The organism is Azospirillum griseum (assembly GCF_003966125.1).
In the GTDB taxonomy this organism is placed as follows: domain Bacteria; phylum Pseudomonadota; class Alphaproteobacteria; order Azospirillales; family Azospirillaceae; genus Azospirillum; species Azospirillum griseum.
The window spans coordinates 12,252-35,297 of sequence record NZ_RXMA01000001.1; the positions used below are offsets into that span (position 1 = coordinate 12,252).

Below are 23,046 nucleotides of genomic sequence, written 5' to 3' on the forward strand. Positions count from 1 at the left end.
TCAAGCCGCCAAGCGCTCGATCCAGAGCCAGCAACCTTCCGAGCCGAAGGGAGTCACGCCATCACTCTTGGGGGCGTCCTGATAGTCGGGCATGCTCACGCCGATTTTGGCCAGAGCTTGTTGAGTGTTCTGCCAAGCCACTTCGCGAGCTGGTCCATCAGGCGGGAACGGGTCGTGGGCGATCATCCGCCCCTTGCCGAACAGCGCCTGTCCCATTTTGAAGCAAAAGACATTGTCGAGCAGAAGAACGTGCATCGCCTGATCGGCCGCGTGCGGCAAAGCATAGTACGTGCCGTCGTCGGCACGTTGGGCATCAGCCAAGATTGCAGTGAGATGAGAAAAGCCTGCATCGCGGATCATTTCGGAGTGCCCGAAACGATCGACCATGGCGGCCTTATGCTTCCCAAAGTCAAAAGCATGAACTTCCACAACACTTTCCGACATTCTAACCCTCACTTCCATAGATGAGTGACGCTGGATATACGAGATATAAGCTTTGATAAGCCAACCAAATCAGAAACAGGAAATCCCAGTTTCCTGATTTTCTCTTTTAGATTACGGATTTGAGTGTAGACCGTTACCTCCGTTGTGGATCGCGCCTTGGCGATTTCAGCTGGGGACAAGCCAGCCCCAACGAGCGCTGCAACAGCAGCTTCCGCTGAGCCGATGCCAAGAAGCTGCCGTAAGACGTCAGCATTTGCATGCTCAGGCAGCGACACCACAAGCAAAGCTGTTCCAGAAAGCCAGCCAGAGCTTATAGACATCACACCAGCACCAGAAGAGAACGGCACAACCGCCCTGAAATTGGCATCATCAACCGCACGATGAATCAATAATGGCAAATCAGACACACCAACACCATCAATTAAAAGATCCATTTTTATGATTAATTCATCACTAATATCAATATATTTATAGAACATTTTGTTTGCATATATTATCTCCATCTTTGAGTTTAACAAACAATATCCATCATATGAAAATTCAGATAGGGTATCAATTTTATCAGCATAACGTGAATATTTATCAGTATTTGTCTGTCTAATCTGAATGTCATTGATGCTTTTATTATCAATAACACATGATACATCAATGTCTACTCTGGACTGAACACAGTACCCATCCTGAAAATTTCTATGAGATACAGCCATAATTTCTGTATTATACTTAGCCAACCAAGTCATTCCGCCACATTGGCGCCGGGATATCCTGGCTTGCTCAAGCCACCCCGCTGGATCGGACCGATCTACACGCGCGCCGATCTTGCCAGCGTTCAATAAAAGCCAAAACAAACTACTGTGCGTCTCTGACACATAGTCAGTGACATTAGCAATGCTCCGCTGCCGGGCGCTGACCCAAACGATGCGATCATTATTATCGTATATGATAATTGCAGAGTTTGCGCGCGTCTCTGCATCGACAAATTTTAGAACGTCTTGATTCAACTGCGGGATTGGAGGAGACGATAGCACGCTTTGCAACCTAAGTATCATTCGAACGATTGTTACACTACCATGTGCCTTTCGTATCTGGTACTTAATTTTCAGTATTATGCCAGCGATCAAAGCCGAAGCGCGATCACGCCGCCCGCCATAGAATTTGCGCTACTGCGCATATTTCGATCTTGAACAAATTTGCGTAGTGGCGCAAATTTTTGGCAAGCCATCATGACCCACATGACAGCACCCAACCCCAGAAGCGCGCCAAGCCGATGCAGCAAGAAACATCACCATCCCACCGGCTGGAGCACTTCAACCGCTTACGCAAGGCGATTGAGGCACAATTTGCCACCGGAAAAATCAGCATCGCGGACCGCCAGAAACGGTTGATCGCCGCACGCGACGCCACCGGCATCACAACGCTGCGGACCAGCGAAAGGCAGCCACTTCCCCGCGCGCTAAGCGAGAAAAGCGAACATCGCCGTCGGCAGTCGTCGAATCACCAGCAATACGCTCACAAGACCACCTCCGCCCCGCCAGCAGGGGCTTGCCCAAATGGCTGATGATCGCCCCAGCCCCAACCGGCAGCGTGCAGCGGAACTGCTGCGCAAGCTGCGCACCATCACGGTCGAGGCCGGTGCCACGGAGGCCGAGGCCCTGACCGCCGCCACCAAGGCCCGGCAGACCGCAACCGAACACGACCTGTCGCTTGATGAGGATCCAATCGTTGAGGTGCGCATCCCGATTGACCGCGCGCGCCTTCGCCCCATCGATCGGCTTTGGCCCGCCATCGGTGCGTTTACACAGGTCTCGGTGATCCTGATCCAGGCGCAATCCCTTGAGGTTGTCTATGCGGGTCGGGCGGCGGACACGTTGCTGGCCGAATGGCTGCACGCGCTGTTGACCCGTCACATCGCCCGCGCGTTGGCCGACTTCAAACTCCGGCCGGACTACCGGCGGCGCAAGCCCAACCGTCGCCGCGTCGCCGCCGCCGCCTTTGTCGAGTCCATGACGCTGACCCTCTGCACGAAGCTGTGCGCGCTTCAATCGGCCGACGCCCGCGCCAAGGCCGCAGCGGCGGAACGCTGGATCGCCGATCGCTATCAGAACCTGTCAAGCGTCCGCGCGCCCACTGTCCAGGACAGCCGCGTCGACGCCGCCCGCCTTGCTGGCCACCAGGCCGCCCGGGGTGTGCCCATCAGCCCCCCGGTGACAAACGCGTCCGTCCCACTCCTGCCAGGGAGCCAAGCATGATTTCCGTAAAAGGCATCGTTCCCACAAGCCCCCCAGAATCCAAGCTCGACCGGATCATGGGCTGCGTCCGCAAGACGGCGGCCAAGACCACAACCGCCACGATCACCCTGCGTCACACCGGCATGCCCGCCCGCCGGACGACGATGAGCCTGGACACGCCTTCCTGGCGTCTTCTGGATCACATCGCCCAGATTGAGGGATTGGAGCACCGTGACGCCCTGATCAGCCGGATCGAAGCCGCGTTCTACGGCCGCGACATCCCCCTGACCCACTTGGTCAGGGAGTTCCTGTTAACCTGGTGCGCGGAAGACATCCTCCTCGACATCGATGCCGCCACCAAAGGGGGGCTTGCCGAATGGCACGCCGAGGAAGCCCGCCGGGCAGAGGACACGGCGAAGGATTCACCGCTGCCGCTTCAACGCAGCCGCCTTCGCAACGCCGCCAGGATGCATCGACAAAGCGCCGCTTTGGCGCTCAAGGACCTGTAAGCGGAAGGGCTGTGACAATGACACATCCGCGAGTCGCATCCGATCCGGATCTTGCCCCGACCATCGGGATCGAGCGCGCCGTAACCGTGGGCAAGGCGGCGTTGGAAATGGGGGCCGACCCCGCGACCGTGCGACGCCTGCTGAAGGAAGATGAACTGCGCGGATATCGCCTTGGGAAACGCGGCGTTCGGATTTACGTCTCGTCGATCCAAGCGTATCAGGAACGGCAGAAGCTGGGTCAGAAGACCAAAAGCAGCGCCAGATCCACACCCATCGTGAAGCGCGTCGCGACACCGGCCCACCGCGAAGCCGTTGCCACATTGGCGGAGCTTGGCATCCTTAGGCCGTCTCCGCACAGGTGAACCAGAGCGATGACCATTTTCTTCGACCCGGCCCGCAACCGCTGGCGGTATGACTTCCGCGTGAATGGCACACGCCACCACGGCTATTGCGTTGATCCAGACACCGGCCAACCAGCCGCGAACAAGACCGAGGCGCGCAAGATTGAAGCGGTTCTGCGTGCCTCTGCGCTGACGGAAAAAGCCGCCCCAGTCGCACCAACGGCTTTCACGGTCGCTCAGATGTTCGCCGCCTATGCCACACGCAAACAGGGGCTGAAGGATTGGGCAAACAAGCGGGTCTACGTCGCCGAGCTGATCCACTTCTTCGGATCCGACACCCCAATCACAGAACTGTCCGAACAACGGGTGTGGGATTACATCGCATGGGCACGTACCCAGCCGATCCTGATCTACAAGGGCGGCCCCCGTGCACGCACACCCGAAGAACGGGCCAAGCATTATCACCCGACCGACCGATGCCGCGCCGACGGCACCATCAACCGCTATCTGGTCTCGTTGAGCGAGGCCCTGAAAATCGCCCACACGCTACGGGACGCCAGTGGCCGCCCAGTGCTGCCTGAGAAACCCACGGTGCCAAAGCTGGCCGAGGCTCAGCACCTTCCCCGGCCGGTCTCAGACGAGGATTTGTCCGCCATCGTGGCGGCAGCGCCGCAGCATCTCGCAGACGGCATCCTGCTGGCCCGCCTGATGGGATTCAGGAAAGCCGAGGTGTTTGGCCTCACCATTGACCAAGTGGACATCAAGAACCGTGGCGTGTGGCTGGAGGCCAACGCGACGAAGGGCAAACGGGCGGAGTTCATCCCAGCGAACCCCGAGGCGCTGGAACTGCTGACGCGTCTGGTCGGCCAGGCGCGCCGATGGAAGGTCAGGCACCTCCTCACCTACCAGCACGGCGAGAAGGGAGAACGGCGTCCTGTAAAGAACCCAAAACGAGCATGGCGCACCGCGCTCGACAAGCTCGGGCTGGAGCACCGGTTCCATGACACCAAAGCCAGCTTCGTGACCGCCGTGGCGCATGTGGCGACGGCTGCGGTCACGCAGCAGCTCGCCCGCCATAAGAACTATGAGACGACCAGGCGCTATCTGAAGGTCGCCGATGAGGCTGCGCGCCAGGCGATGGAACAGGCGACGATGACCAGCTTGCGTGTGGGAAATGGCTCGACTTCCACACAGGAATTCCACACGCAAGGCACCACACACGATGATCAGGCCATTGATGCAGGCAACAAAAAAGCCTTGGAACCGTTGGGTTCCAAGGCTTTTCCGCTCTGTTCGGAACTGGTCGGAGCGACAGGATTCGAACCTGCGACCCCCAGACCCCCAGTCTGATGCGCTACCAGGCTGCGCTACGCTCCGTCATTGCCACCGCGAGTGCGCTGCGGTGCAGTTCCGAACGGGAGCCGGACTATAGCCAGAGCGATTTTCCGATGCAACCCTTCGATTACGGATTTTCGCTCTTTTTTTCATCGCGCCCGGCGAGCCGCGCCAAGGCACCGCGCAGCGATTTCAGCTCGTCCAGCACGATCATCAGATCATGGCGCAGATCGCTGGGCAGGCCGGGCGGTTCATCGGCCGCCAGCGCGTCCGGCGGGTCCGCGTCATCGTCGGCGGTGTCGGACTCGCAGAGGGTTGATTCGGCAGCCCCACCCTCCCCCGCCGCGTCGCGCGCCGTCGGCTCCGCCCCCGAATCCAACGCCACATCGTCCGGCGTTGCGGTCCCGCTGGCCAGCGGGGGACCGACCAAGCGGCCTTCGCGCAGCGCGCGTTGCGCGCCCTTGATGGTGTAGCGCTCTTCATAGAGCAGCGCCTGGATGCGGCGCAGCAGCTCCACATCCTCGGGCCGGTAATAACGGCGGCCACCGCCGCGCTTCAGCGGGCGGATTTGCGGGAATTTGGTTTCCCAAAAACGCAGGACGTGCTGCGGCACGTTCAGGTCGGTGGCAACCTCGCTGATGGTGCGAAAGGCGTTGGCCGATTTCATCGCGCGGTCCCTGTGGCGCGATCACGGGCCGGGAGCCATCGGGCGGTCACGCCCGCGCGTTGGCGGCGTCCACCGCGTCCTGCACCTCGTTGATGCGGTTCTTCAGCACATGGCTGGCGCGGAACACCAGCACCCGGCGCGGCAGGATCGGCACCTCTTCCCCGGTCTTCGGGTTGCGGCCGACGCGTTCGCCCTTCTGTCGGACCTGGAAGCTGCCGAAGGAGGAGATTTTCACCATCTCGCCACGCGCGAGCGCGTCGGAGATTTCATCGAGAACGGTTTCCACCAGATCGGCGGATTCGTTGCGCGACAAACCGACTTCCTGATAGACGGCTTCGCTGAGTTGGGCGCGCGTGACGGTGTTCTGGGTCATGGCTCGTCTCCCCCCGCAACCAGTGGGAAAGACGGTAATCCGACCGCAGAAGGTCCGTCAATTCAAAAGCTTGGCAGGGGCTTAGGCAGCGCCACTCTCGCAACGCAGCAATCCGTCGGCGTATGCAAAAGGACCAAGCGGCCCCTTACCAACGGATCAGCGCCGATCCCCAGGTCAAGCCACCGCCGATGGCCTCCATCAGCACCAGATCGCCGCGCTGGATGCGGCCATCGGCCACCGCCTCGCCAAAGGCCAAGGGAATCGACGCGGCGGACGTGTTGCCATGGCGATCCACCGTCAGCACCACCTTTTCCGGCGGCAGCTTCATCTTGCGGGCCAGCCCGTCGATGATGCGGCGGTTGGCCTGGTGCGGAACCATCCAATCGATGTCGGTCGATTCCAGACCGTTGGCGGCCAGCGCCTCTTCCACCACACCCGACAGCTTGGTGACGGCGTGGCGGAAAATCTCCTGCCCGTGCATCCGCACATGGCCGACGGTCTGGGTGGAGGACGGGCCGCCATCGACGTACAACAGATCATACTGCGTGCCATCGGAATGGAGATGGGTGGACAGCACGCCCCGGTCGCTCGAATCGCCCTTGCCGTCATAGCCTTCCAGCACCACCGCCCCGGCCCCGTCGCCGAACAGGACGCAGGTGGTGCGGTCGTTCCAATCCAGGATGCGCGAAAAGGTTTCGGCCCCGATGACCAGCGCCCGCCGGGCCTGCCCACCGCGAATCATGTTGTCGGCCACCGACAGGGCATAGACGAATCCGGCGCACACCGCCTGGATGTCCAACGCAAACCCGCCCGTGCCCAACGCGGCCTGCACCTTGGTCGCGGTGGCCGGAAAGGTGTTGTCGGGGGTGGTGGTGGCCAGCACGATGCAGTCGATGCTGCTGGCCGCGATCCCGGCATGGTCGAGCGCGCGCTTGGCGGCCCCGATGGCCAGATCGGAGGTCAGTTCGCCATCAGCGGCCAGATGGCGGGATTTGATTCCGGTGCGCTGGACGATCCACTCATCGGTGGTGTCCACGCGGCGTTCCAGATCCTGGTTGGTGACAACGTTGGCCGGCAGATAGGTGCCACAGCCCAGAACTCGGGAACGCTTGACCATGATATCAGCCCGCCGCCGCCTTGGTGTCGGGAAGAGTCGGCGCGTCGGCGACGCGGCTCATCTCTTCCTTGATGCGCTCGTTGAACCCGTGCGCCGCCAGATTGATCGCGACGGCGACCGCGTTGGCAAAGCCCAGGGCGTCGGTGCCGCCATGGCTTTTCACGCACACGCCGCGCAAACCCAGGAACATCGCGCCGTTGTACCGGCGCGGATCGATGCGCTGCTTGAACCGTTTGAAGGCCCCGCGCGCCAGCAGATAGCCGATGCGCGCCAGCAGCGAGGATTCGAAGGTCCGCCGCAGGAACTCGGCGAACAGCTTGGCCGTGCCCTCGGCGGTCTTCAGCGCGACGTTGCCGGTGAAACCGTCGGTCACGATGACGTCGACGGTCCCCAGACCAATGTCGTTGCCTTCGACAAAACCGTGGAAGCGGCCCGGCAGCGGCATGTCGCGCAGCGTCGCCGCCGCCGACCGCACCACCTCGTTGCCCTTCATGTCTTCCGAACCGATGTTCAGGACACCGATGCTCGGTTCCGGCAGCCCCAGCACGGCGCGGGCGAAGACAGCGCCCATGACCGCGAACTGGACGAGATTTTCCGGCTGGCATTCGGCGTTCGCGCCGAGATCCAGCATCACGCTCTCGCCCCGCTGGGTCGGGAAGAACGACGCAATCGCCGGCCGGTCAACACCGGGCAGCGTCTTGAGCACGAACTTCGCCATCGCCATCAGGGCACCGGTGTTCCCCGCCGACACGACGCAGGCCGCCTGCCCGTTCGCCACCGCATCGATGGCGAGCCGCATGCTGGATTGGCGTCCGGCGCGCAGGGCAACCGCTGGTTTGGCGTCCCCAGCCACCGCATCGGGCGTGTGGCGGATCTCCGCAACCGCCTTCAGCGCGGGCCGCTGCGCCAGCAGCGGCTCGATTCGCTGGGAATCGCCAAACAGCAGAAAGGCCACGTCGGGATGACGTTCCCGCGCGATGTCCGCCCCGGCGATCACCATGTCGGGACCAAGGTCCCCGCCCATGGCGTCCAGGGCAATGGTCAGGCGCTGGCTCACCGCGAACGAACTCCCCGGTTAGGACGGCGCACGCCCTGGAACATCATGACCCCATGCCACGCGTTGGAAATCAGGCAGCGGTCGCGCCGCTCTGAACCACTTCGCGCTGGTCGTAATGGCCGCAAGACCCGCAGACGTGGTGCGGACGCTTCAGTTCGCCGCAGTTCTTGCACTCGGCGTAGGACGAGGTCGGCAGCGCGTGGTGCGAACGACGCATGTTGCGACGCGACTTGGAGGTCTTCTTCTTCGGAACAGCCATGACCGTGAACTCTCTTGAAGGTAAAAGGCGGCCCGAACAGGGGCCGTCCAACGCGAGCGGCATTCAATAAGGCAAATGCCACCAAAGGGCAAGCGCGAACAACCCGGATGACCTGCGGGCGATGCTGGTCGGCATCGCGTCCGCAACATCCGATCATTCGCGCGGTTTCAACCGTTGCAAGGCGGCGAAAGGGTTGGGTTTTTCCGGTTCTTCCGGGGCCACCTCCTCCTCATCCTCCAGCGGGCCGTCGTCGAATCCCTCGAACACCGCGCCATCGACCTGCGGGTAGGGATCCAGCGCCAGGGACAGATGTTGCGCGGTCAATTCGCCGATGTCGATGCGGTTGTTGTCCATCGGTTCGGGCGATTCGGCGTCCGACAGGGTGGGGTCGAGGTCGATTTCCGATCCCGGATCCTCGATCAGCGATTCCGGGGCGAACAGCGCCTCAAACTCCTCCTCGACATGGGCCGGGACCGAGTCCAACGTGATGATGCAGGTCTGGACCACATCGGCCTCCAGCCGTCCGGCCACCCGGATCATCGTGCCGCCGCGTGTGGCGCGCAGCCGGATGGTGGCGGTCAGCCGTTCGATCGACTCCAGCTCGAACCGGTCGGCCAGGGCCTTGCGCTCCGCCTCGGTGGCTTCGATCACCTCGGTCATCGGGGCGCGGCGCACGGTGTCGGCGTTGATCTTGCGGGAAAATTCCGGCGCGGAATCCGGTGCGTGGCTGGGGGCGCTGGGTTCGGTCATGGCGGAGTCGTCCTTGGAAACCTCATCCGCCGCGCGCCCGCGCGCCGTGGAACGACTCGGGGGCGCAGCGGCTCAAACAGTGACATGCCGCCCCCGGCGGCGAAAGGCAAGGGCAGCGTGCGCGGACCGTGCGCCGCATGGCCCGCTGTCAGAAAACCCTTACACCCCGTCCACCACCAACCCCGAAATGTCCGTGGGAAAGGCCAGCCGCCCAATCAGCAGCGTGTCGAGTGTCTGGACATCCAACCCATCGGCGGCCTTGCGGACATAGGCGGCCAAGGCGGTGAGGTGGGCGGAATCGGCGTTCTGCGCGGTCCCATAGACGTTGTTGTCCAAGGCGACCTCCAACCGGCGGTCATTCGAGTCGGACAGCGCCTCGTCATACGCCTTGATCCGCCCGGCCATGCCGCGCGCCATCGTCTTCACCCGCCGCCCGATGCCACTGTCGCCGACGCCCATCTCCATCAGCGACTTTTCATAGTCATCAACCATCCGTTCATAAAGCCGCTGCGACAGCTTGGCCGCCCGCGCGCCCTGCCCCTTCAGCCGCCGCATGGTGAGGAAACAGTGCAGCGCCACCAGATCGAACCGGCCATCCAGCGTGTCCGGGACCCCAAGGTCGCGGTAGAACTCCACCCGGCGGGCCTGGGTCACGATGGCGGCGAACAGCCCATCCACGGGGCGGGCGGCGGTGGGCGCGCCAACTGCGGCAAACAGCCGCCCAAACAGACGGCCGAAGAGACTGACGGACACGGCGGGCACTTTCCTGGAGACTCGGAGTTTCGTTGACAGGACGAAGGGCCGAATGCGATGGTTCGGCCAGCGTGGAAGCGGCGGACGCGCCTGATGCCCCGTCGCCGTTCCGTAACCGCTGGCCATCATAGCCTGAGCACCATGACAATATCGATTCCTTCCGCGCTTCGTGCCGTCGCCCTGCTGGGGGCCGTGATTCTTCCCGGCTTGGCGGTGTCCGGCTGCACGCCGATCACCGCGCAACGCGGCAACCTGACCGACCCTGAACGCGTCGCGGAGCTTCAGCCCGGCCAGAGCCGTCGGGACGACGTTGCCGCCGTTCTGGGCACGCCGACCTCGGTCGGAACCTTCGATCCGAACGTCTGGTACTACATCGGGCAGAAGACCGAGAAGACCGCCTTCTTCGAGCCTGAGATCGTGGAGCGCCGTGTGCTGATCGTGCGCTTCGATCAGGCCGGTGTCGTGCGCGAGATCAAGAAGCTCGACGAAACCAACGGCCAGAACATCGAAATGGTGGACCGCACCACCCCAACCGCTGGCCGCGAAATGACCTTCCTGGAGCAGATGATCGGCAACGTCGGTCGCTTCTCCGCCAAGGACAGCAAGAGCAAAGGCCCCGGTCGCTGACCGGTTGAGCCGATCAAAACAGCCGACAAAGGGCGGGACCCGCAAGGTTCCCGCCCTTTTTCATGCCCACGCACCCGATCCGGGTCAGGCGAACGTCGCCAAAATCGCCAGCAGCAGGATCGCCACGATGTTGGTGATCTTGATCATCGGGTTCACCGCCGGGCCAGCCGTGTCCTTGTACGGATCGCCGACCGTGTCGCCCGTGACCGCCGCCTTGTGCGCGTCCGATCCCTTGCCGCCATGATGCCCGGTTTCAATGTATTTCTTGGCGTTGTCCCAAGCCCCGCCGCCGGACGTCATGGAGATGGCGACGAACACCCCGGTGACGATGGTCCCCAACAGCATCGCGCCCAGCGCGGCAAAGGCCGCCGCCTGACCGCCAATCGCAGCGATGACCGCGTAGAGCGCCACGGGGGCCAGCACCGGCAGCAGCGAGGGGATGATCATCTCGTGAATCGCCGCCTTGGTCAGCATGTCCACCGCCCGGCCATAGTCGGGCTTGCCGGTCCCGTCCATGATGCCGGGAATCTCGCGGAACTGGCGGCGCACCTCCACCACCACCGATCCGGCGGCGCGCCCGACCGCCGTCATTCCCATCGCCCCGAACAGATAAGGCAGCAAGCCGCCCACCAGCAGCCCGACGACGACATAGGGGTCGTTCAGGCGGAACTCGACCGCCACCTTCGGGAAATAATGGCCGAGATCCTGGACATAGGCGGCAAACAGCACCAGCGCGGCCAGACCGGCGGAACCGATGGCGTAGCCCTTCGTCACCGCCTTGGTGGTGTTGCCCACCGCATCGAGTGCGTCGGTGGTGACGCGCACCTCCTTGGGCAGATCGGCCATTTCGGCAATGCCGCCCGCGTTGTCCGTGACCGGGCCATAGGCGTCCAGGGCCACCACCATCCCCGCCAGCGCCAGCATGGTGGTGGCGGCGATGCCGATGCCGAAGATCCCGGCCTGGCCATGGGCGATCAGAATGCCCGCGCAAATGACCAGAACCGGCAGCGCGGTCGATTCCATCGACACCGCCAAGCCCTGGATGACGTTGGTCCCATGCCCGGTTTCCGACGCCCGCGCGATGCTGCGCACCGGACCGAAGGCCGTGGATGTGTAATATTCGGTGATCCAGACCAGCAGTCCGGTGACACCCAGCCCGACCAGCGACGACACGAACAGATTCATCCCGGTGATGGTCACACCGCCGCTCATCGGCAACGGCCGGGTGAAACCGAACATCACGGCGGTGACGAGCAGCACCAGCACCAGCGACAGGGCCGCCGTTGCCACCAAGCCCTTGTACAGCGCTTTCATGATGTTCTGGTCGGGGCCAAGCCGCACCGCATAGGTTCCGGCAACGGACGCGACGATGCACACCGCCCCGATCACCAGCGGATACACCATCATCAGGCGCACCAAACCGCCGGAAAAGACGATGGCCGCCAACAGCATGGTGGCAACGATGGTCACGGCGTAGGTTTCGAACAGATCGGCGGCCATCCCGGCGCAGTCGCCGACGTTGTCGCCCACATTGTCGGCGATGACCGCCGGGTTGCGCGGATCATCCTCCGGAATTCCCGCCTCGACCTTGCCAACCAGATCGGCCCCGACGTCGGCCCCCTTGGTGAAGATGCCACCACCCAAGCGGGCGAAGATGGAAATCAACGACGCGCCGAAGCTCAACCCCAGCAGCGCTTCCAACACGCGGCGCGCCTGTTCGGGATCGCTGACCGAATAGACCAGGGTCAGCACGCCGAAATAGCCGCCGACTCCGAGAATGCCCAAGCCAACCACCAGCAGGCCAGTGATGGCCCCCGCCTTGAAGGCCAAATCCAGCGCCGGGGCCAACCCGCCGGTGGCCGCCTGCGCGGTGCGGACGTTGGCGCGCACCGAGACGTTCATCCCGATATAGCCCGCCAGCCCCGACAACACCGCCCCAATCAGAAAACCGACGGCGACCGGCAGGCCCAGGCTGACCGCCAATATCACCAGCAGAACCGCACCGGCCAACGCAATGGTGCTGTATTGCCGGTTCAGATAGGCGCGCGCGCCCTCCTGGATCGCGGCGGCGATGGCCTGCATCCGCTCCGTTCCCGGTGACGCGGCCATGACCTCCTTTCCGGTGCGATACCCATAGGCCAGCGCAAACAGGCCACTGGCGATGATGACGATGAACGCTAAAGCCATCGCATCCCCCAAATTTTAAAAAGGGTCCGCCCGAGGCATCGGTCTCCCGCAAAAGGGCGCGGAAGGGCCGGGCGCAAATCACATGACGGAAAGGATGCGCGCGCTCCCCACGCTTTGCAACCGTCGCAGGAGCAGGAAAAGCGCGGCGAATTGGCCGAGCGACCCCGGCCTTTCGTCAGAGACCATCCCCCCGGATGGGTCACAGATTGCGTTGAACCACCGCCTGCACCAGCACATCCACGATCACGCCCGGCCCCATGACCTTGGCCGCCGCCTCCATCAGTTTTTCCTTGGCCGCCGGAATGCTGAACAACGCGCCCTTCATGATCGACTTGTCGTCCAGCCCGCCATAGAGCGCGGTGCGGAACGCGTCGTTCATGCGGATCTGATTGGCCTGGACCATGGGCTGCTTTTCCACCACCACCTCCATCGCCACCACGACGGTGACGATCTGCTCGACCCGGGTGTTGCCAATCACCGGCATGATGATGGGGGCCAGGCGGACAAAGGCTGTGGGTGGCTTGGGCGGCGGTTCCACCTTCTTCGGTTCAGCCCCTTCCTGCGGGACCAGATAGGTGTTGTAGATGTGCCAGCCGCCAAACGCCGCCCCGCCCAACAGCAGGATGCCCAAGACCAGCACGATCAGCGACTTGACCACAGGCGACACCCGGATTGGAGAGCACGAGACCCGTTGGCGGGCGTGCGGCAGCCTGCCGCGACAGAGCTTTCGATTGTCTTAAATGGGCGGTCTGGGCGATTGCCCAAACCCGCTTTCTCAAAAATGATCCCAGCCGCGCCGGGCGAGCGTCAGCGGCGCGCCCTGGGCATCGCGGACGGTGACAACGCCCGGCGGCCCATCCACCAACGCACCGATGGCGGTGATCGGAACACCGACCTCCGCCGCCAGCGCCATCAGGTCGGCGGTGGCCGACTCCGGGGCGGAGAACACCAGTTCGTAATCGTCGCCGCCGGTCAACGCCTGGGCAAGGCGCACCGCGTCCCCCCCGATCACCGCGCGCGCGGCGTCGGACAGCGGGACCGCCGCCGCGTCGATCCGGGCGGCGCAACCGGACTCGGCGCACAGATGGCCAAGGTCGGCCACCAACCCGTCCGACACATCCAAGGCCCCGCTGGCCAACCCGATCAGGCGGTGCCCCAGCGTGGTGCGCGGATCGGGACGGCGCAAACGGCCCAACAGATGGGCGCGGGCCGCCGGGTGCACCCCCGGCAAACGGCCATAGGCGATCTCCAGCCCCAAAGCCGCGTCGCCGATGGTCCCACTCACAAACAGCCGGTCGCCCACCCGACCGCCCCAGCGCGGCAGTGCCCGCCCCGCCGGAACCAGACCGAAGGCCGTGACCGACAGGGTGATCGGCCCACGGGTTGACACCGAATCGCCCCCGGCCAGACCGATGCCAAAGCGCGCCTGATCCGCCGCCAGACCGGCGGTGAAGGCGGCAAGCCACGCCTCATCGACCGTGCGCGGCAAGGCGGTGGTCAGGGTGTAGGCCAGCGGCTCCGCCCCCATGGCGGCCAGATCGGACAGGTTGGTGCGCAGAAGCTTGGCGGCGATGTCACCGGCCGCGTCGTCGGGGAAGAAATGCACCCCTTCCACCATGGCGTCGGCGGTGACGACCAACTCCCGCCCCTCCGGCACGCCGAACACGGCGGCGTCGTCCCGCAGCCCGCGCGCGCCGGGGAAACCGGCGGCCAAGGGCTTGAAATAGCGGGTGATGCGGTCGAATTCGCCGAGCGCGGGGGGAATCATCGCGGTTCCGTCATGGCCCTGCCCGTCCGCAGACGGACAAGGCCGGGGCCGTTTTGGAGGCTGGCTCAGGTGGCGGACGGCGCAGCGCGCGACGGGTCGGGCTTGGCCAGATCGTCGGCGCGCAGCGCACGGGCGACATGATCCAGCACGCCGTTCACCATCGCCGGTTCGCGCCCGGCAAAGAAGGCGTGGCCGACATCCACATACTCGCTGATGATGATGCGCGGGTGGGTGTCGAGGTGAACCGCGATTTCATAGGCCCCGGCGCGCAGGATGGCGCGGAGCAGCAGTTCCAGCCGGTCCACGGGGAAACGCGGGTCGAGCGCGGCGGTCAGCACGCTGTCCACCTCGGGCAACCGATGGATGACGCCGCGCACGATGTCGGAAAAGAGCTGCGGGTCGCCCGCCACGAACTTCGCGCCGTCGATCTCCTCGCCCAGGCGATGGGCGACGAACTCACCCACCACGGTTTCCACTGGCGCGCCGGTCAGGTCGATCTGATAGAGCGCCTGGACCGCGCCCAACCGGGCGGCCTTGCGCCGGGCCTTGGCGGAACCGCCGCCGGTGCGGTTGCGGCTGCCGGATTTGCCGCCCGATTTGCCGCCCGTCTTGCCGGATGCGCGCTTGGGTGTCGCGCGGCTGCCCGCGTCGTCGTTGCTCATGATGGTCTTTGCAGTCACTGAAAAAGGGATCAACGCGGATAGAGGCGGAATTTGCGCTTCAGGTCAATCATGTCAAGACAGGCGCGGGCCGCAACCCCGCCCATATTTTTTGACCCGACGTTGGCGCGCACCCACGCCTGTTCACGATTTTCAACGGTCAGGATGCCGTTGCCGACCGCCAGCGCGTAGCGCAGCGTCACATCCTGCAACCCGCGCGCGCTTTCCGCGCAGATGGTCTCGTACCGGGTCGTCTCGCCCCGGATGACGCAGCCGAGCGCGACATAGCCGTCGAACCGCTTGCGGGCGGTGAAGAAATCCATCGACCGGATGGCGTAGACCACCGCCGCCGGAATCTCCAGACAGCCGGGCACGCCGTAGCGGACGTGCGTGGCCCCGGCGCGCGTCAGCTCGCCAATGGCCCCGCGCGCCAGCTCGTCGGCGATGTCCTCGTGGCTGCGGGCGTCCACAACCATGATGTGCGGCGTGTCGGTCATCCGGCGTGGTGCCTGTCCCTGTGGTTGCTGGCTTGGCGTTTGGCGGCGCTCAGCTCAGTCGGTCCCGGCCTCGGCCCCGCCGGTGTGGATCGCCCGGTGGCCGACCACGGTCAGACCATAGCCCTCCAGCCCGATGATCGACTTCTTGCGATTGGACAGCAGGATCATGGAGCGCACGCCCAGATCGAGCAGGATTTGCGCGCCGACGCCGTAGTCGCGCAGTTCGGGCGCGCTGCCCGCCTGCCCTTCCAACCGGGCCTTCAGCACCGACGACAGGCCGTTCGGCTGCGGTTCGCGCAGCAGCACGATGACGCCGCGCCCTTCGCGTGCGATCACCTCCATCGACGCCTGCAACTCGTCGGCGCGGCCGGAGTTGCGGTCGCCCAGCACGTCGTCCAGCACCGACAGCGCGTGCATGCGCACCAGCACCGGTTCGTCGCCGGAGATGTCGCCGCGCACCAGCGCGATGTGTTCGGCGTAATGGATCTTGTTGGTGTAGACGTAGGTCTGGAACCGCCCGCCGTAACGGCTGTCCAGCGTGCCCGCCAGACGCTGTTCGACGATGGTTTCGGTGCGGCGGCGGTAGGCGATCAGATCGGCGATGGTCCCGACCTTCAGCCCGTGAAGCTGGGCGAACTGCACCAGATCGGGCAGACGGGCCATGCTGCCATCGTCGTTCATGATCTCGCAGATCACCGCCGAAGGCGGATGACCGGACAGGCGGGAGATGTCCACCGACGCTTCGGTGTGACCGGCGCGCACCAGAACGCCGCCGTCGCGGGCCAGCAACGGGAAGATGTGGCCGGGGGTGGCGATGTCCTGCGGCCCGGATGCCGGATCGATGGCGACCTGGATGGTGCGGGCGCGGTCGGCGGCGGAAATGCCGGTCGTCACCCCTTCGCGCGCCTCGATCGACACGGTGAAGGCGGTCTGGTGGCGCGAGGCGTTCTGCTGGGCCATCAACGGCAGGTTCAGCCGTTCGATGTTGGCGCGGTCCATCGTCAGGCAGATCAGGCCACGGCCATGCTTGGCCATGAAATTGACCGCTTCCGGCGTGGCGCAATTGGCCGGGATCACCAGATCGCCTTCGTTTTCCCGGTCTTCGTCATCGACCAGGATGAACATTTTGCCCTGCCGCGCCTCTTCGAGGATCTCTTCGGCGCTCGACAGATAGCTGTGAAACTCGGACGTCATTCCTGCCCCGCAAGCCGCGCGACGTAGCGCGCGAGCATATCAATTTCCAGATTCACCGCATCGCCCACGCGCAGCCCGCCAAAGGTCGTGGCCGTCTGGGTGTGCGGGATGATGTTCACGCCGAACCGGTTGCCCTGCACCTCGTTGACGGTCAGCGACACGCCATCGACGGCGACCGACCCCTTGGAGGCGATGTAACGGGCCAGCGCGGCGGGCGCTTCGAAGGTCAGGCGCAGCGATTCGCCATCCGGGCGCTGGTCCACCAGCCGCCCAACGCCATCGACATGGCCGGAGACGATGTGACCGCCCAGCTCGTCGCCGACCTTCAGCGCGCGCTCCAGATTGATGCGGGTGTCCGGCTGCCACGCGCCCAGCGTGGTTTTCGCCAGCGTTTCGCCCGACGCCTGGACCACGTACCAGCCCGGCCCCTTTTCGATGACGGTCAGGCACACGCCGTTGTGCGCCACGGACGCACCAATGGCGATCGTGTCCGTGTCGTAGCCGGTCGCGATGGTGAAACGGGTGTCGCCCTGCCGATCCACAGCCTGAACGCGCCCGATGTCGGTGATGATTCCGGTGAACATGGGTCGGGAATTTAGCAGGTTTCCCGCCAAGGGGAAGCGCCGACCACGGCCCGCCCGACGCAACAGTCCGTTGCGCCTGCAAACCCCAACCGGGTCGCCTCTTCCGCCCCCTTCAACCCCGCCGCCGCCGGTACCGCTCGACCGCGTCGTCGCCCGCCAATCCGCCACCGATCCGATCAAAGCGCGCCAGCGTGTCGATCCCCTCCACGCCGAAGCCCGCCACCGCCGCCAAGCCATCGCCGCCGATCAGCGACGGCGCGCGGAACCACTCCAGCCGGTCCACCAGATCGGCGCGCAGCAGCGCCCCGGCGATGGTCGCCCCGCCTTCCACCAGCACCCGTGTCAGCCCCCGTTCGGCCAGCGCGGCGGCCAGCGCCAACGGATCGGGCCGTCCGGCGGCGTCGCGGGCCACCGTCACGATCTCCACCCCGCACTCCCGCAGCGCGCGGGCGGCCCCGTCGTCCGGGTTCGTTCCGGTGACAACCCAGGTCGGAACCGCGCGGGCGGTCGCGGCAAGCCGCGCGGTGGGCGGCAGGCGCAGGGTGCTGTCCACCACCACCCGCACCGGGCTGCGGTCGGCCAGACCGGGCAAGCGGCAGGTCAGATCGGGATCGTCGGCCAGAGCGGTGCCGATGCCGACCAGAATGGCGTCGTGGGTGGCGCGCAGCCGGTGCCCCGCCGCCCGCGCCTGCGGCCCGGTGATCCATTGCGACGCGCCGGTGCGGGTGGCGATCCGCCCGTCGAGCGTCGTCGCCAGCTTCAGCGTGAACAGGGGGCGGGCGCGCTGGATGCGGTTGAAGAAACCTTCGTTGAGGGCGAGCGCGTCGGCCTCGCACAGCCCGGTGGTGACGGCGATCCCGGCGGCGCGCAGCCGCGCCAACCCTCCCCCGGCCACGCGCGGATCCGGATCCTGGCAGGCGACGACGACGCGCGCCACCCCGGCCTCGATCAATGCGAGCGCACAAGGTGGTGTCTTGCCGTAATGATTGCAGGGTTCGAGGGTCACATAGGCGGTCGCCCCCGCCGCCAGCGCCCCGGCCCGGCCCAACGCCTGGGTTTCCGCGTGGGGACGCCCGCCCGGCTGGGTCCAGCCCCGGCCAACGACCACACCGTCGCGCACCAGCACGCAGCCGACCGCCGGGTTGGGCCAGGTCCGCCCCAGCCCCCGCGCGGCCAACGCCAGCGCGGCGCGCATGTGGTTCAGATCGGTGTCGGTGGTGGGCGCGCTCATGACGGGATCCGCTCTTTGATGGTGGCGGCGGCCCCACCGCCCTCGGATCGGGCCGCGCCTCTATTGCGCGTCGGGGGCCAACTGCTCAACGAATTCGTTGAAGTCCGACGCCTCGCGGAAGTCCTTGTAGACCGAGGCGTAGCGGATGTAGGCGACCTGATCGAGCGTTTGCAGCGCCGCCATGATCATTTCGCCGATCTGCTTGGACGGGATGTCGTTCTCGCCCGAGGATTCGAGCTGACGCACCAGGCTGTTCACCACCCGGTCGATGCGGTCGGCGTCGATCGGGCGTTTGCGCAGCGCGATCCGCATCGACCGCAACAGCTTGTCGCGATCGAAGGGTTCGCGCTGGCCAGCGCTCTTCACCACCGTCAGCTCGCGCAACTGGACGCGTTCGAAGGTGGTGAAGCGGGCACCGCAACTGGGACAGAAGCGCCGCCGCCGGATGGCCGAGTTGTCCTCCGTCGGTCGCGAATCCTTGACCTGGGTGTCCTCGTTTCCACAAAACGGGCAGCGCATCTGCGTGTCCTTCTCGCCGGTTGGGCGGCGTTACAGCGTCGGGTAGATCGGGAACTGGCGGCACAGGCCGCGCACCCGCTCGCGCACCGAGGCTTCCACCGCCGAATTGTCGCCGGAGTTGCTGGCGGCCAGACCGTCCAGCGTCTCGACGATCATTTCACCGACCTGACGGAATTCGGCGACGCCAAACCCGCGCGTGGTCGCCGCCGGGCTGCCCAGACGGACACCCGAGGTGATGGTCGGCTTTTGCGGGTCGAACGGCACGCCGTTCTTGTTGCAGGTCATGCCAGCGTGCTCCAGGCTGGCTTCCGCCGCCTTGCCGGTCAGGTTCTTCGGCCGCATGTCGACGAGAACGATGTGGCTGTCCGTGCCACCCGACACGATGTCCAGGCCACCGGCGACCAGGGTGGAGGACAGCGCCTTGGCGTTGTCGACCACGGCCTGGGCGTAGACCTTGAATTCCGGGCGCAGCGCTTCGGCGAAGGCCACCGCCTTGGCGGCGATGACGTGCATCAGCGGGCCGCCTTGCAGGCCGGGGAACACCGCCGAATTGATCTTCTTGGCGATGTCCTCGCGGTTGGTCAGCACCATGCCGCCGCGCGGGCCGCGCAGGGTCTTGTGGGTGGTGGTGGTGGCGATGTCGGCGTAGGGGAACGGGTTGGGGTAGACGCCACCGGCGATCAGGCCGGCGTAGTGGGCGATGTCCACCATCAGATAGGCCCCGACCTCGTCCGCGATGGCGCGGAAACGGGCGTAGTCAAGCACGCGCGGATAGGCGGAACCACCGGCGATGATGAGCTTGGGCTTGTGCTCACGCGCCAGCGCCTCCACCTGATCGAAGTCGATCAGGTGATCGTCGGCGCGCACGCCGTACTGAACGGCCTTGAACCACTTGCCCGACAGGTTGGGGGCGGCCCCGTGGGTCAGGTGGCCACCGGCGGCCAGCGACATGCCGAGCACGCAATCGCCCGGTTGCAGCAGCGCCAGCAGGACCGCCTGGTTGGCCTGGCTGCCGGAGTTGGGCTGAACGTTGGCGAAGGAGCAGTTGAACAGCTTGCAGGCGCGCTCGATCGCCAGATTTTCGGCGATGTCGACGAACTCGCAGCCGCCGTAGTAGCGCTTGCCGGGATAACCCTCGGCGTATTTGTTGGTCAGAACCGACCCCTGGGCTTCCAACACCGCCTGGGAGACGATGTTTTCGGACGCGATCAGCTCGATCTGATCCTGCTGGCGCATCAGCTCGTCACGAACGGCGCGGGCCAGCTCGGGATCGGTCTCGGCGAGCGACGCGGCGAAGAAACGGCCGATCTCGGCGGCGTTGGTGGAGGTCATGGCGGGCGGTTCCTTATCTCGAACGAAGAGGCGGCCAAGGGCCGCTTGCGGTGTCACCGGGGGCATCCCCCCCGATGGCGTGGCCGTGGAAGGCCAGGATTCCGGCGCGTGGGCCTCAGCCCATCTTGGCGATGCGGCGGCTGTGCCGCTCCCCGCCCTCGAACGCGGTGGTCAGGAAGGTGGTCACGCAGTCCTTGGCGATTTCCGGGCCGATCACCCGCGCGCCCAGCGCGATCACGTTGGCGTCGTTGTGCTCCCGGCACAGGCGCGCGGTGGTCACGTCGTGGACCAGCGCCGCGCGCACGCCCGGATGGCGGTTGGCGGCGATGCTGATGCCGATGCCGCTGCCGCAGACCAGCACGCCCCGTTCGGCCCGACCATCGGTGACAGCGGCGGCCACCTGCGCGGCGTAATCGGGATAGTCGACCGACTCCGGCCCATTGGTGCCAAAGTCGAGAACCGCATAACCGGCCGTCGTCAGCGACGCGGCGATCTCGTTCTTCAATTGGTACCCGGCGTGATCGGAGGCGAGCGCGACGGTGCGGGCGGTCATGGGAACCAAACTCCAAAAAAACGGGGGACCAAAGCCCAAGGGGATTTGGAAAACGCGCGCACGCTACCAGATATCGACGCAAACCGCCACCACCACACCATGACAGGGACGCAAACCACCCCCAACCCGACGGCCCCCCGCCAAGCGCCGCGACCGGAAACCCCGGCACACGCCTGCCCTGGTCTGCTCACCCGTGCGGCGCCCACCACCACGGTGGTGATGGCCCGCAGGAGTGGTCCGCCAGACAGCCCCCACACGTGCCGTTGTGGCCACGTCACCCACAGCGCGAAGTTGATTGAAGAAACATCGCCTGTTCGTTGTTGTTTGTCGCAAACAAGCAGGGTAGCCGATTCGTTATAGGTGAACCGCCACGCCCAATTGCTGCGGTCAATTCCCCCGATCTTTGCAAGCTGCCTCTTACTAGACGATGCCAAAAGCGGCGATTGCAACGCGATGCCGTCGCCAATTTCAGCCCTGGCTGATTTGTCCGCGCATCACCAGTTCTGAACCCCAAAAGCAACTAATTTGCGTCTTGCTGAAATTATATTGACACCTAAATCACGGTATGCAACTTGATTGCTACGGACAAATGAAAGATCAGGACACTGAGCAATGAGCGACCAGCTTCGCGCCGATGTACCGGACAATGCGCTGCTGCGGATGACCGCCGACATCGTATCGGCGTATGTCAGCAAGAATGTTTTGCCCGCTCAACAAATCCCCGACGTCATCAACACCGTCTATTCGTCGCTGACCGGTCTGAACGGGCAACCGCGCGAAATCCAATCGGAACCGCTCAAGCCCTCGGTTCCGATCCGCAAGTCAGTGACGCCCGAATACATCGTGTGCCTGGAAGATGGGAAGAAGCTGAAGATGCTCAAGCGGCACCTTCGGTCGACCTACAACATGTCGCCAGACGAGTATCGGGCGCGGTGGGGTCTGCCCGCCGATTACCCCATGGTTGCCCCGAACTACGCCGCCCAGCGCTCCGAATTCGCCAAGCGCATTGGCCTGGGCCGCAGTTCCGGTCGCCAGACGCGCCGCAAGATCGGTTGATCGGCCCCGAACGCACTGTCCGTGTGCCAGAGACGATGAACGGTCGCTGACCGGGTCGCGCATCAAAAGGCCGGTTTCCACACGGAAACCGGCCTTTTGCATGTCCGAAGGCGCGCGGTGCGCGCTCACCGTCATCCCGCAATGGACCATCCATCACGGACAGGACTTGCGGCCAGACAACTTGCAATTGAACCGATCGACGTTGCGCGTCAAATCCCGTCCTGACGCCACATTCTCATCGTTCAGGCACTTCAGATAGGTCATGGTGCGATCGACATAGTCTTTCACCTCGCCCTGACAGCTCGTCATGCGCTCGGGCGCTGCAAAGGTGCCACCGTCGTCCATACAGCCCGGAATCACCGGCTTGGCACAAACCGCCACTTGTGGTGGAGGGGGTGGGGCCGGGGCGGCCGAGGGATGATTGGACGGTTGTGCGGAAGCCCCCCCTCCCGACGTGGGTTTGCCCGCCGCGTTTGCACCGTCGGCCCAGACCAGCGCCACACCCGCCACCAGCGCGGCGCACACAGCCAAACGGGAGCCGCAGACCAAACCAACCATCCTGTCCATCCTCTCCGGGCGGCGAGGTGCCGCATGTTCTCGTCTGAAACGGCCCCCGCGCGGGAAGCCGACCGTGCCGACACCCAATTCACTGCGTCACCGCAACGCGGGCCGCGCGCTGGGATCACCGCGTGGGCGGTTTGGCCGCATCACGGTTTTGCACATAGCGCAGCTTGTTGATCGCCGTGCGCTTGAGCAATTCAACGCTGCCGCTGGCCGGGCCGACCACCGACACCTCGACACCCGTCTGCCCATCGATGGCGACGACCTTCAGATAGGTTCCAACCCGATGAAACTCGAACAGGATTTCGCCACCGGCCCCCGTCATACCCCAACTCCCCGCGATGAACCAACCACCCCGCATCAAGCAGAGGATTGCGGCGGCAGTGTGACTCGGAACGGCGTCTTCCGCCAACCGTCATCGCCACCACCGGACCGTCAACACCAT

At 64.8% G+C, this 23,046-nt stretch carries 29 protein-coding genes and 1 tRNA gene; 7 read left to right on the forward strand and 23 right to left on the reverse strand.

Annotation, left to right across the window (positions count from 1 at the left end; genetic code table 11):
- The gene (locus tag EJ903_RS00055; protein ID WP_126610962.1) at positions 1-444 is read right to left on the reverse strand and encodes a hypothetical protein; all 444 of its coding nucleotides are present in this window, start codon (positions 442-444) and stop codon (positions 1-3) included.
- An 8-nt stretch (positions 445-452) separates the two neighbouring features.
- Positions 453-1,472: a hypothetical protein gene (locus EJ903_RS00060; protein ID WP_126610964.1), complete on the reverse strand. Its 1,020-nt coding sequence runs from the start codon at positions 1,470-1,472 to the stop codon at positions 453-455.
- Between the two features lie 239 nt (positions 1,473-1,711).
- Here EJ903_RS00060 and EJ903_RS26890 point away from each other — a divergent pair, with 239 nt between their 5' ends.
- The 5 genes from EJ903_RS26890 to EJ903_RS28125 all read left to right on the forward strand — a co-directional run bounded on the left by EJ903_RS26890 (position 1,712) and on the right by EJ903_RS28125 (position 4,872).
- Positions 1,712-2,002: a hypothetical protein gene (locus EJ903_RS26890; RefSeq protein WP_158627848.1), complete on the forward strand. Its 291-nt coding sequence runs from the start codon at positions 1,712-1,714 to the stop codon at positions 2,000-2,002.
- Complete coding sequence (locus tag EJ903_RS26895) at positions 1,995-2,693, forward strand: DUF7168 domain-containing protein (protein ID WP_158627849.1); 699 nt, start codon at positions 1,995-1,997, stop codon at positions 2,691-2,693. Before EJ903_RS26890 ends, EJ903_RS26895 begins: the two co-directional genes overlap by 8 nt.
- Positions 2,690-3,181 carry a ribbon-helix-helix domain-containing protein gene (locus EJ903_RS26900; RefSeq protein ID WP_158627850.1) on the forward strand — a complete coding sequence of 164 codons (492 nt, stop codon included), beginning with the start codon at positions 2,690-2,692 and terminating at the stop codon, positions 3,179-3,181. Before EJ903_RS26895 ends, EJ903_RS26900 begins: the two co-directional genes overlap by 4 nt.
- Positions 3,182-3,198: 17 nt before the next feature.
- Positions 3,199-3,543: a helix-turn-helix domain-containing protein gene (locus EJ903_RS00075; RefSeq protein ID WP_158627851.1), complete on the forward strand. Its 345-nt coding sequence runs from the start codon at positions 3,199-3,201 to the stop codon at positions 3,541-3,543.
- A 687-nt stretch (positions 3,544-4,230) separates the two neighbouring features.
- Positions 4,231-4,872 (forward strand): tyrosine-type recombinase/integrase, encoded by a 642-nt coding sequence (locus EJ903_RS28125; RefSeq protein ID WP_425455493.1) that lies wholly within the window; start codon positions 4,231-4,233, stop codon positions 4,870-4,872.
- On the opposite strand, the gene EJ903_RS00085 is transcribed toward EJ903_RS28125, so the two are convergent.
- The 8 genes from EJ903_RS00085 to EJ903_RS00120 all read right to left on the reverse strand — a co-directional run bounded on the left by EJ903_RS00085 (position 4,823) and on the right by EJ903_RS00120 (position 9,833).
- A tRNA-Pro gene (locus EJ903_RS00085) sits at positions 4,823-4,899 on the reverse strand. The two genes, EJ903_RS28125 and EJ903_RS00085, sit on opposite strands and share 50 nt — an antisense overlap.
- A gap of 85 nt (positions 4,900-4,984) precedes the next feature.
- On the reverse strand, positions 4,985-5,524 hold the full coding sequence (locus tag EJ903_RS00090; protein ID WP_126610972.1) for a MerR family transcriptional regulator: 540 nt from the start codon (positions 5,522-5,524) through the stop codon (positions 4,985-4,987).
- Positions 5,525-5,570: 46 nt separating this feature from the next.
- Positions 5,571-5,897, reverse strand: coding sequence for an integration host factor subunit alpha (locus EJ903_RS00095; protein WP_126610974.1), 327 nt, complete (start codon positions 5,895-5,897; stop codon positions 5,571-5,573).
- Between the two features lie 145 nt (positions 5,898-6,042).
- Positions 6,043-7,014 carry a beta-ketoacyl-ACP synthase III gene (locus EJ903_RS00100; RefSeq protein ID WP_126610976.1) on the reverse strand — a complete coding sequence of 324 codons (972 nt, stop codon included), beginning with the start codon at positions 7,012-7,014 and terminating at the stop codon, positions 6,043-6,045.
- 4 nt (positions 7,015-7,018) lie between these two features.
- Entirely contained in the window at positions 7,019-8,071 is a 1,053-nt protein-coding gene (plsX, locus tag EJ903_RS00105) for a phosphate acyltransferase PlsX (RefSeq protein WP_126610977.1), read from the reverse strand.
- A gap of 70 nt (positions 8,072-8,141) precedes the next feature.
- Positions 8,142-8,330, reverse strand: a complete 189-nt coding sequence (gene rpmF / locus EJ903_RS00110; RefSeq protein ID WP_126610979.1) for a 50S ribosomal protein L32 — start codon at positions 8,328-8,330, stop codon at positions 8,142-8,144.
- 153 nt (positions 8,331-8,483) lie between these two features.
- On the reverse strand, positions 8,484-9,080 hold the full coding sequence (locus tag EJ903_RS00115; RefSeq protein ID WP_126610981.1) for a YceD family protein: 597 nt from the start codon (positions 9,078-9,080) through the stop codon (positions 8,484-8,486).
- Positions 9,081-9,239: 159 nt separating this feature from the next.
- Positions 9,240-9,833, reverse strand: a complete 594-nt coding sequence (locus EJ903_RS00120) for a ubiquinol-cytochrome C chaperone family protein (protein ID WP_246015010.1) — start codon at positions 9,831-9,833, stop codon at positions 9,240-9,242.
- A gap of 141 nt (positions 9,834-9,974) precedes the next feature.
- Here EJ903_RS00120 and EJ903_RS00125 point away from each other — a divergent pair, with 141 nt between their 5' ends.
- Positions 9,975-10,460 carry an outer membrane protein assembly factor BamE gene (locus EJ903_RS00125; RefSeq protein WP_246015012.1) on the forward strand — a complete coding sequence of 162 codons (486 nt, stop codon included), beginning with the start codon at positions 9,975-9,977 and terminating at the stop codon, positions 10,458-10,460.
- An 84-nt stretch (positions 10,461-10,544) separates the two neighbouring features.
- On the opposite strand, the gene EJ903_RS00130 is transcribed toward EJ903_RS00125, so the two are convergent.
- From EJ903_RS00130 to rpiB, 11 genes are all read right to left on the reverse strand, one after another.
- Positions 10,545-12,647 carry a sodium-translocating pyrophosphatase gene (locus tag EJ903_RS00130; RefSeq protein ID WP_126610985.1) on the reverse strand — a complete coding sequence of 701 codons (2,103 nt, stop codon included), beginning with the start codon at positions 12,645-12,647 and terminating at the stop codon, positions 10,545-10,547.
- 199 nt (positions 12,648-12,846) lie between these two features.
- Complete coding sequence (locus EJ903_RS00135; RefSeq protein WP_126610987.1) at positions 12,847-13,305, reverse strand: hypothetical protein; 459 nt, start codon at positions 13,303-13,305, stop codon at positions 12,847-12,849.
- 117 nt (positions 13,306-13,422) lie between these two features.
- On the reverse strand, positions 13,423-14,415 hold the full coding sequence (thiL, locus tag EJ903_RS00140; RefSeq protein ID WP_126610989.1) for a thiamine-phosphate kinase: 993 nt from the start codon (positions 14,413-14,415) through the stop codon (positions 13,423-13,425).
- A 65-nt stretch (positions 14,416-14,480) separates the two neighbouring features.
- On the reverse strand, positions 14,481-15,077 hold the full coding sequence (gene nusB / locus EJ903_RS00145) for a transcription antitermination factor NusB (RefSeq protein WP_126610991.1): 597 nt from the start codon (positions 15,075-15,077) through the stop codon (positions 14,481-14,483).
- A 29-nt stretch (positions 15,078-15,106) separates the two neighbouring features.
- Positions 15,107-15,571 carry a 6,7-dimethyl-8-ribityllumazine synthase gene (locus tag EJ903_RS00150; RefSeq protein ID WP_126610993.1) on the reverse strand — a complete coding sequence of 155 codons (465 nt, stop codon included), beginning with the start codon at positions 15,569-15,571 and terminating at the stop codon, positions 15,107-15,109.
- 54 nt (positions 15,572-15,625) lie between these two features.
- Positions 15,626-16,765 carry a 3,4-dihydroxy-2-butanone-4-phosphate synthase gene (gene ribB, locus EJ903_RS00155; RefSeq protein WP_126610994.1) on the reverse strand — a complete coding sequence of 380 codons (1,140 nt, stop codon included), beginning with the start codon at positions 16,763-16,765 and terminating at the stop codon, positions 15,626-15,628.
- Positions 16,762-17,349, reverse strand: coding sequence for a riboflavin synthase (locus EJ903_RS00160; RefSeq protein WP_126610996.1), 588 nt, complete (start codon positions 17,347-17,349; stop codon positions 16,762-16,764). The genes ribB and EJ903_RS00160 overlap by 4 nt, the downstream gene beginning before the upstream one ends.
- Positions 17,350-17,461: 112 nt before the next feature.
- Complete coding sequence (ribD, locus tag EJ903_RS00165; RefSeq protein ID WP_246015014.1) at positions 17,462-18,580, reverse strand: bifunctional diaminohydroxyphosphoribosylaminopyrimidine deaminase/5-amino-6-(5-phosphoribosylamino)uracil reductase RibD; 1,119 nt, start codon at positions 18,578-18,580, stop codon at positions 17,462-17,464.
- A 60-nt stretch (positions 18,581-18,640) separates the two neighbouring features.
- Entirely contained in the window at positions 18,641-19,099 is a 459-nt protein-coding gene (gene nrdR, locus EJ903_RS00170) for a transcriptional regulator NrdR (protein WP_126610998.1), read from the reverse strand.
- A 30-nt stretch (positions 19,100-19,129) separates the two neighbouring features.
- Positions 19,130-20,431: a serine hydroxymethyltransferase gene (gene glyA / locus EJ903_RS00175; protein ID WP_126611000.1), complete on the reverse strand. Its 1,302-nt coding sequence runs from the start codon at positions 20,429-20,431 to the stop codon at positions 19,130-19,132.
- Positions 20,432-20,546: 115 nt separating this feature from the next.
- Positions 20,547-20,984 (reverse strand): ribose 5-phosphate isomerase B, encoded by a 438-nt coding sequence (gene rpiB, locus EJ903_RS00180; RefSeq protein ID WP_126611002.1) that lies wholly within the window; start codon positions 20,982-20,984, stop codon positions 20,547-20,549.
- Positions 20,985-21,596: 612 nt separating this feature from the next.
- On the opposite strand from rpiB, the gene EJ903_RS00185 reads away from it, so the two are divergent.
- The gene (locus EJ903_RS00185) at positions 21,597-22,040 is read left to right on the forward strand and encodes a Ros/MucR family transcriptional regulator (RefSeq protein WP_126611004.1); all 444 of its coding nucleotides are present in this window, start codon (positions 21,597-21,599) and stop codon (positions 22,038-22,040) included.
- 153 nt (positions 22,041-22,193) lie between these two features.
- On the opposite strand, the gene EJ903_RS00190 is transcribed toward EJ903_RS00185, so the two are convergent.
- Both EJ903_RS00190 and EJ903_RS00195 read right to left on the reverse strand, forming a co-directional pair.
- Complete coding sequence (locus EJ903_RS00190; RefSeq protein ID WP_126611006.1) at positions 22,194-22,598, reverse strand: hypothetical protein; 405 nt, start codon at positions 22,596-22,598, stop codon at positions 22,194-22,196.
- A 124-nt stretch (positions 22,599-22,722) separates the two neighbouring features.
- Positions 22,723-22,926, reverse strand: a complete 204-nt coding sequence (locus EJ903_RS00195; protein ID WP_126611008.1) for a DUF6898 family protein — start codon at positions 22,924-22,926, stop codon at positions 22,723-22,725.
- Positions 22,927-23,046: the final 120 nt, after the last annotated feature.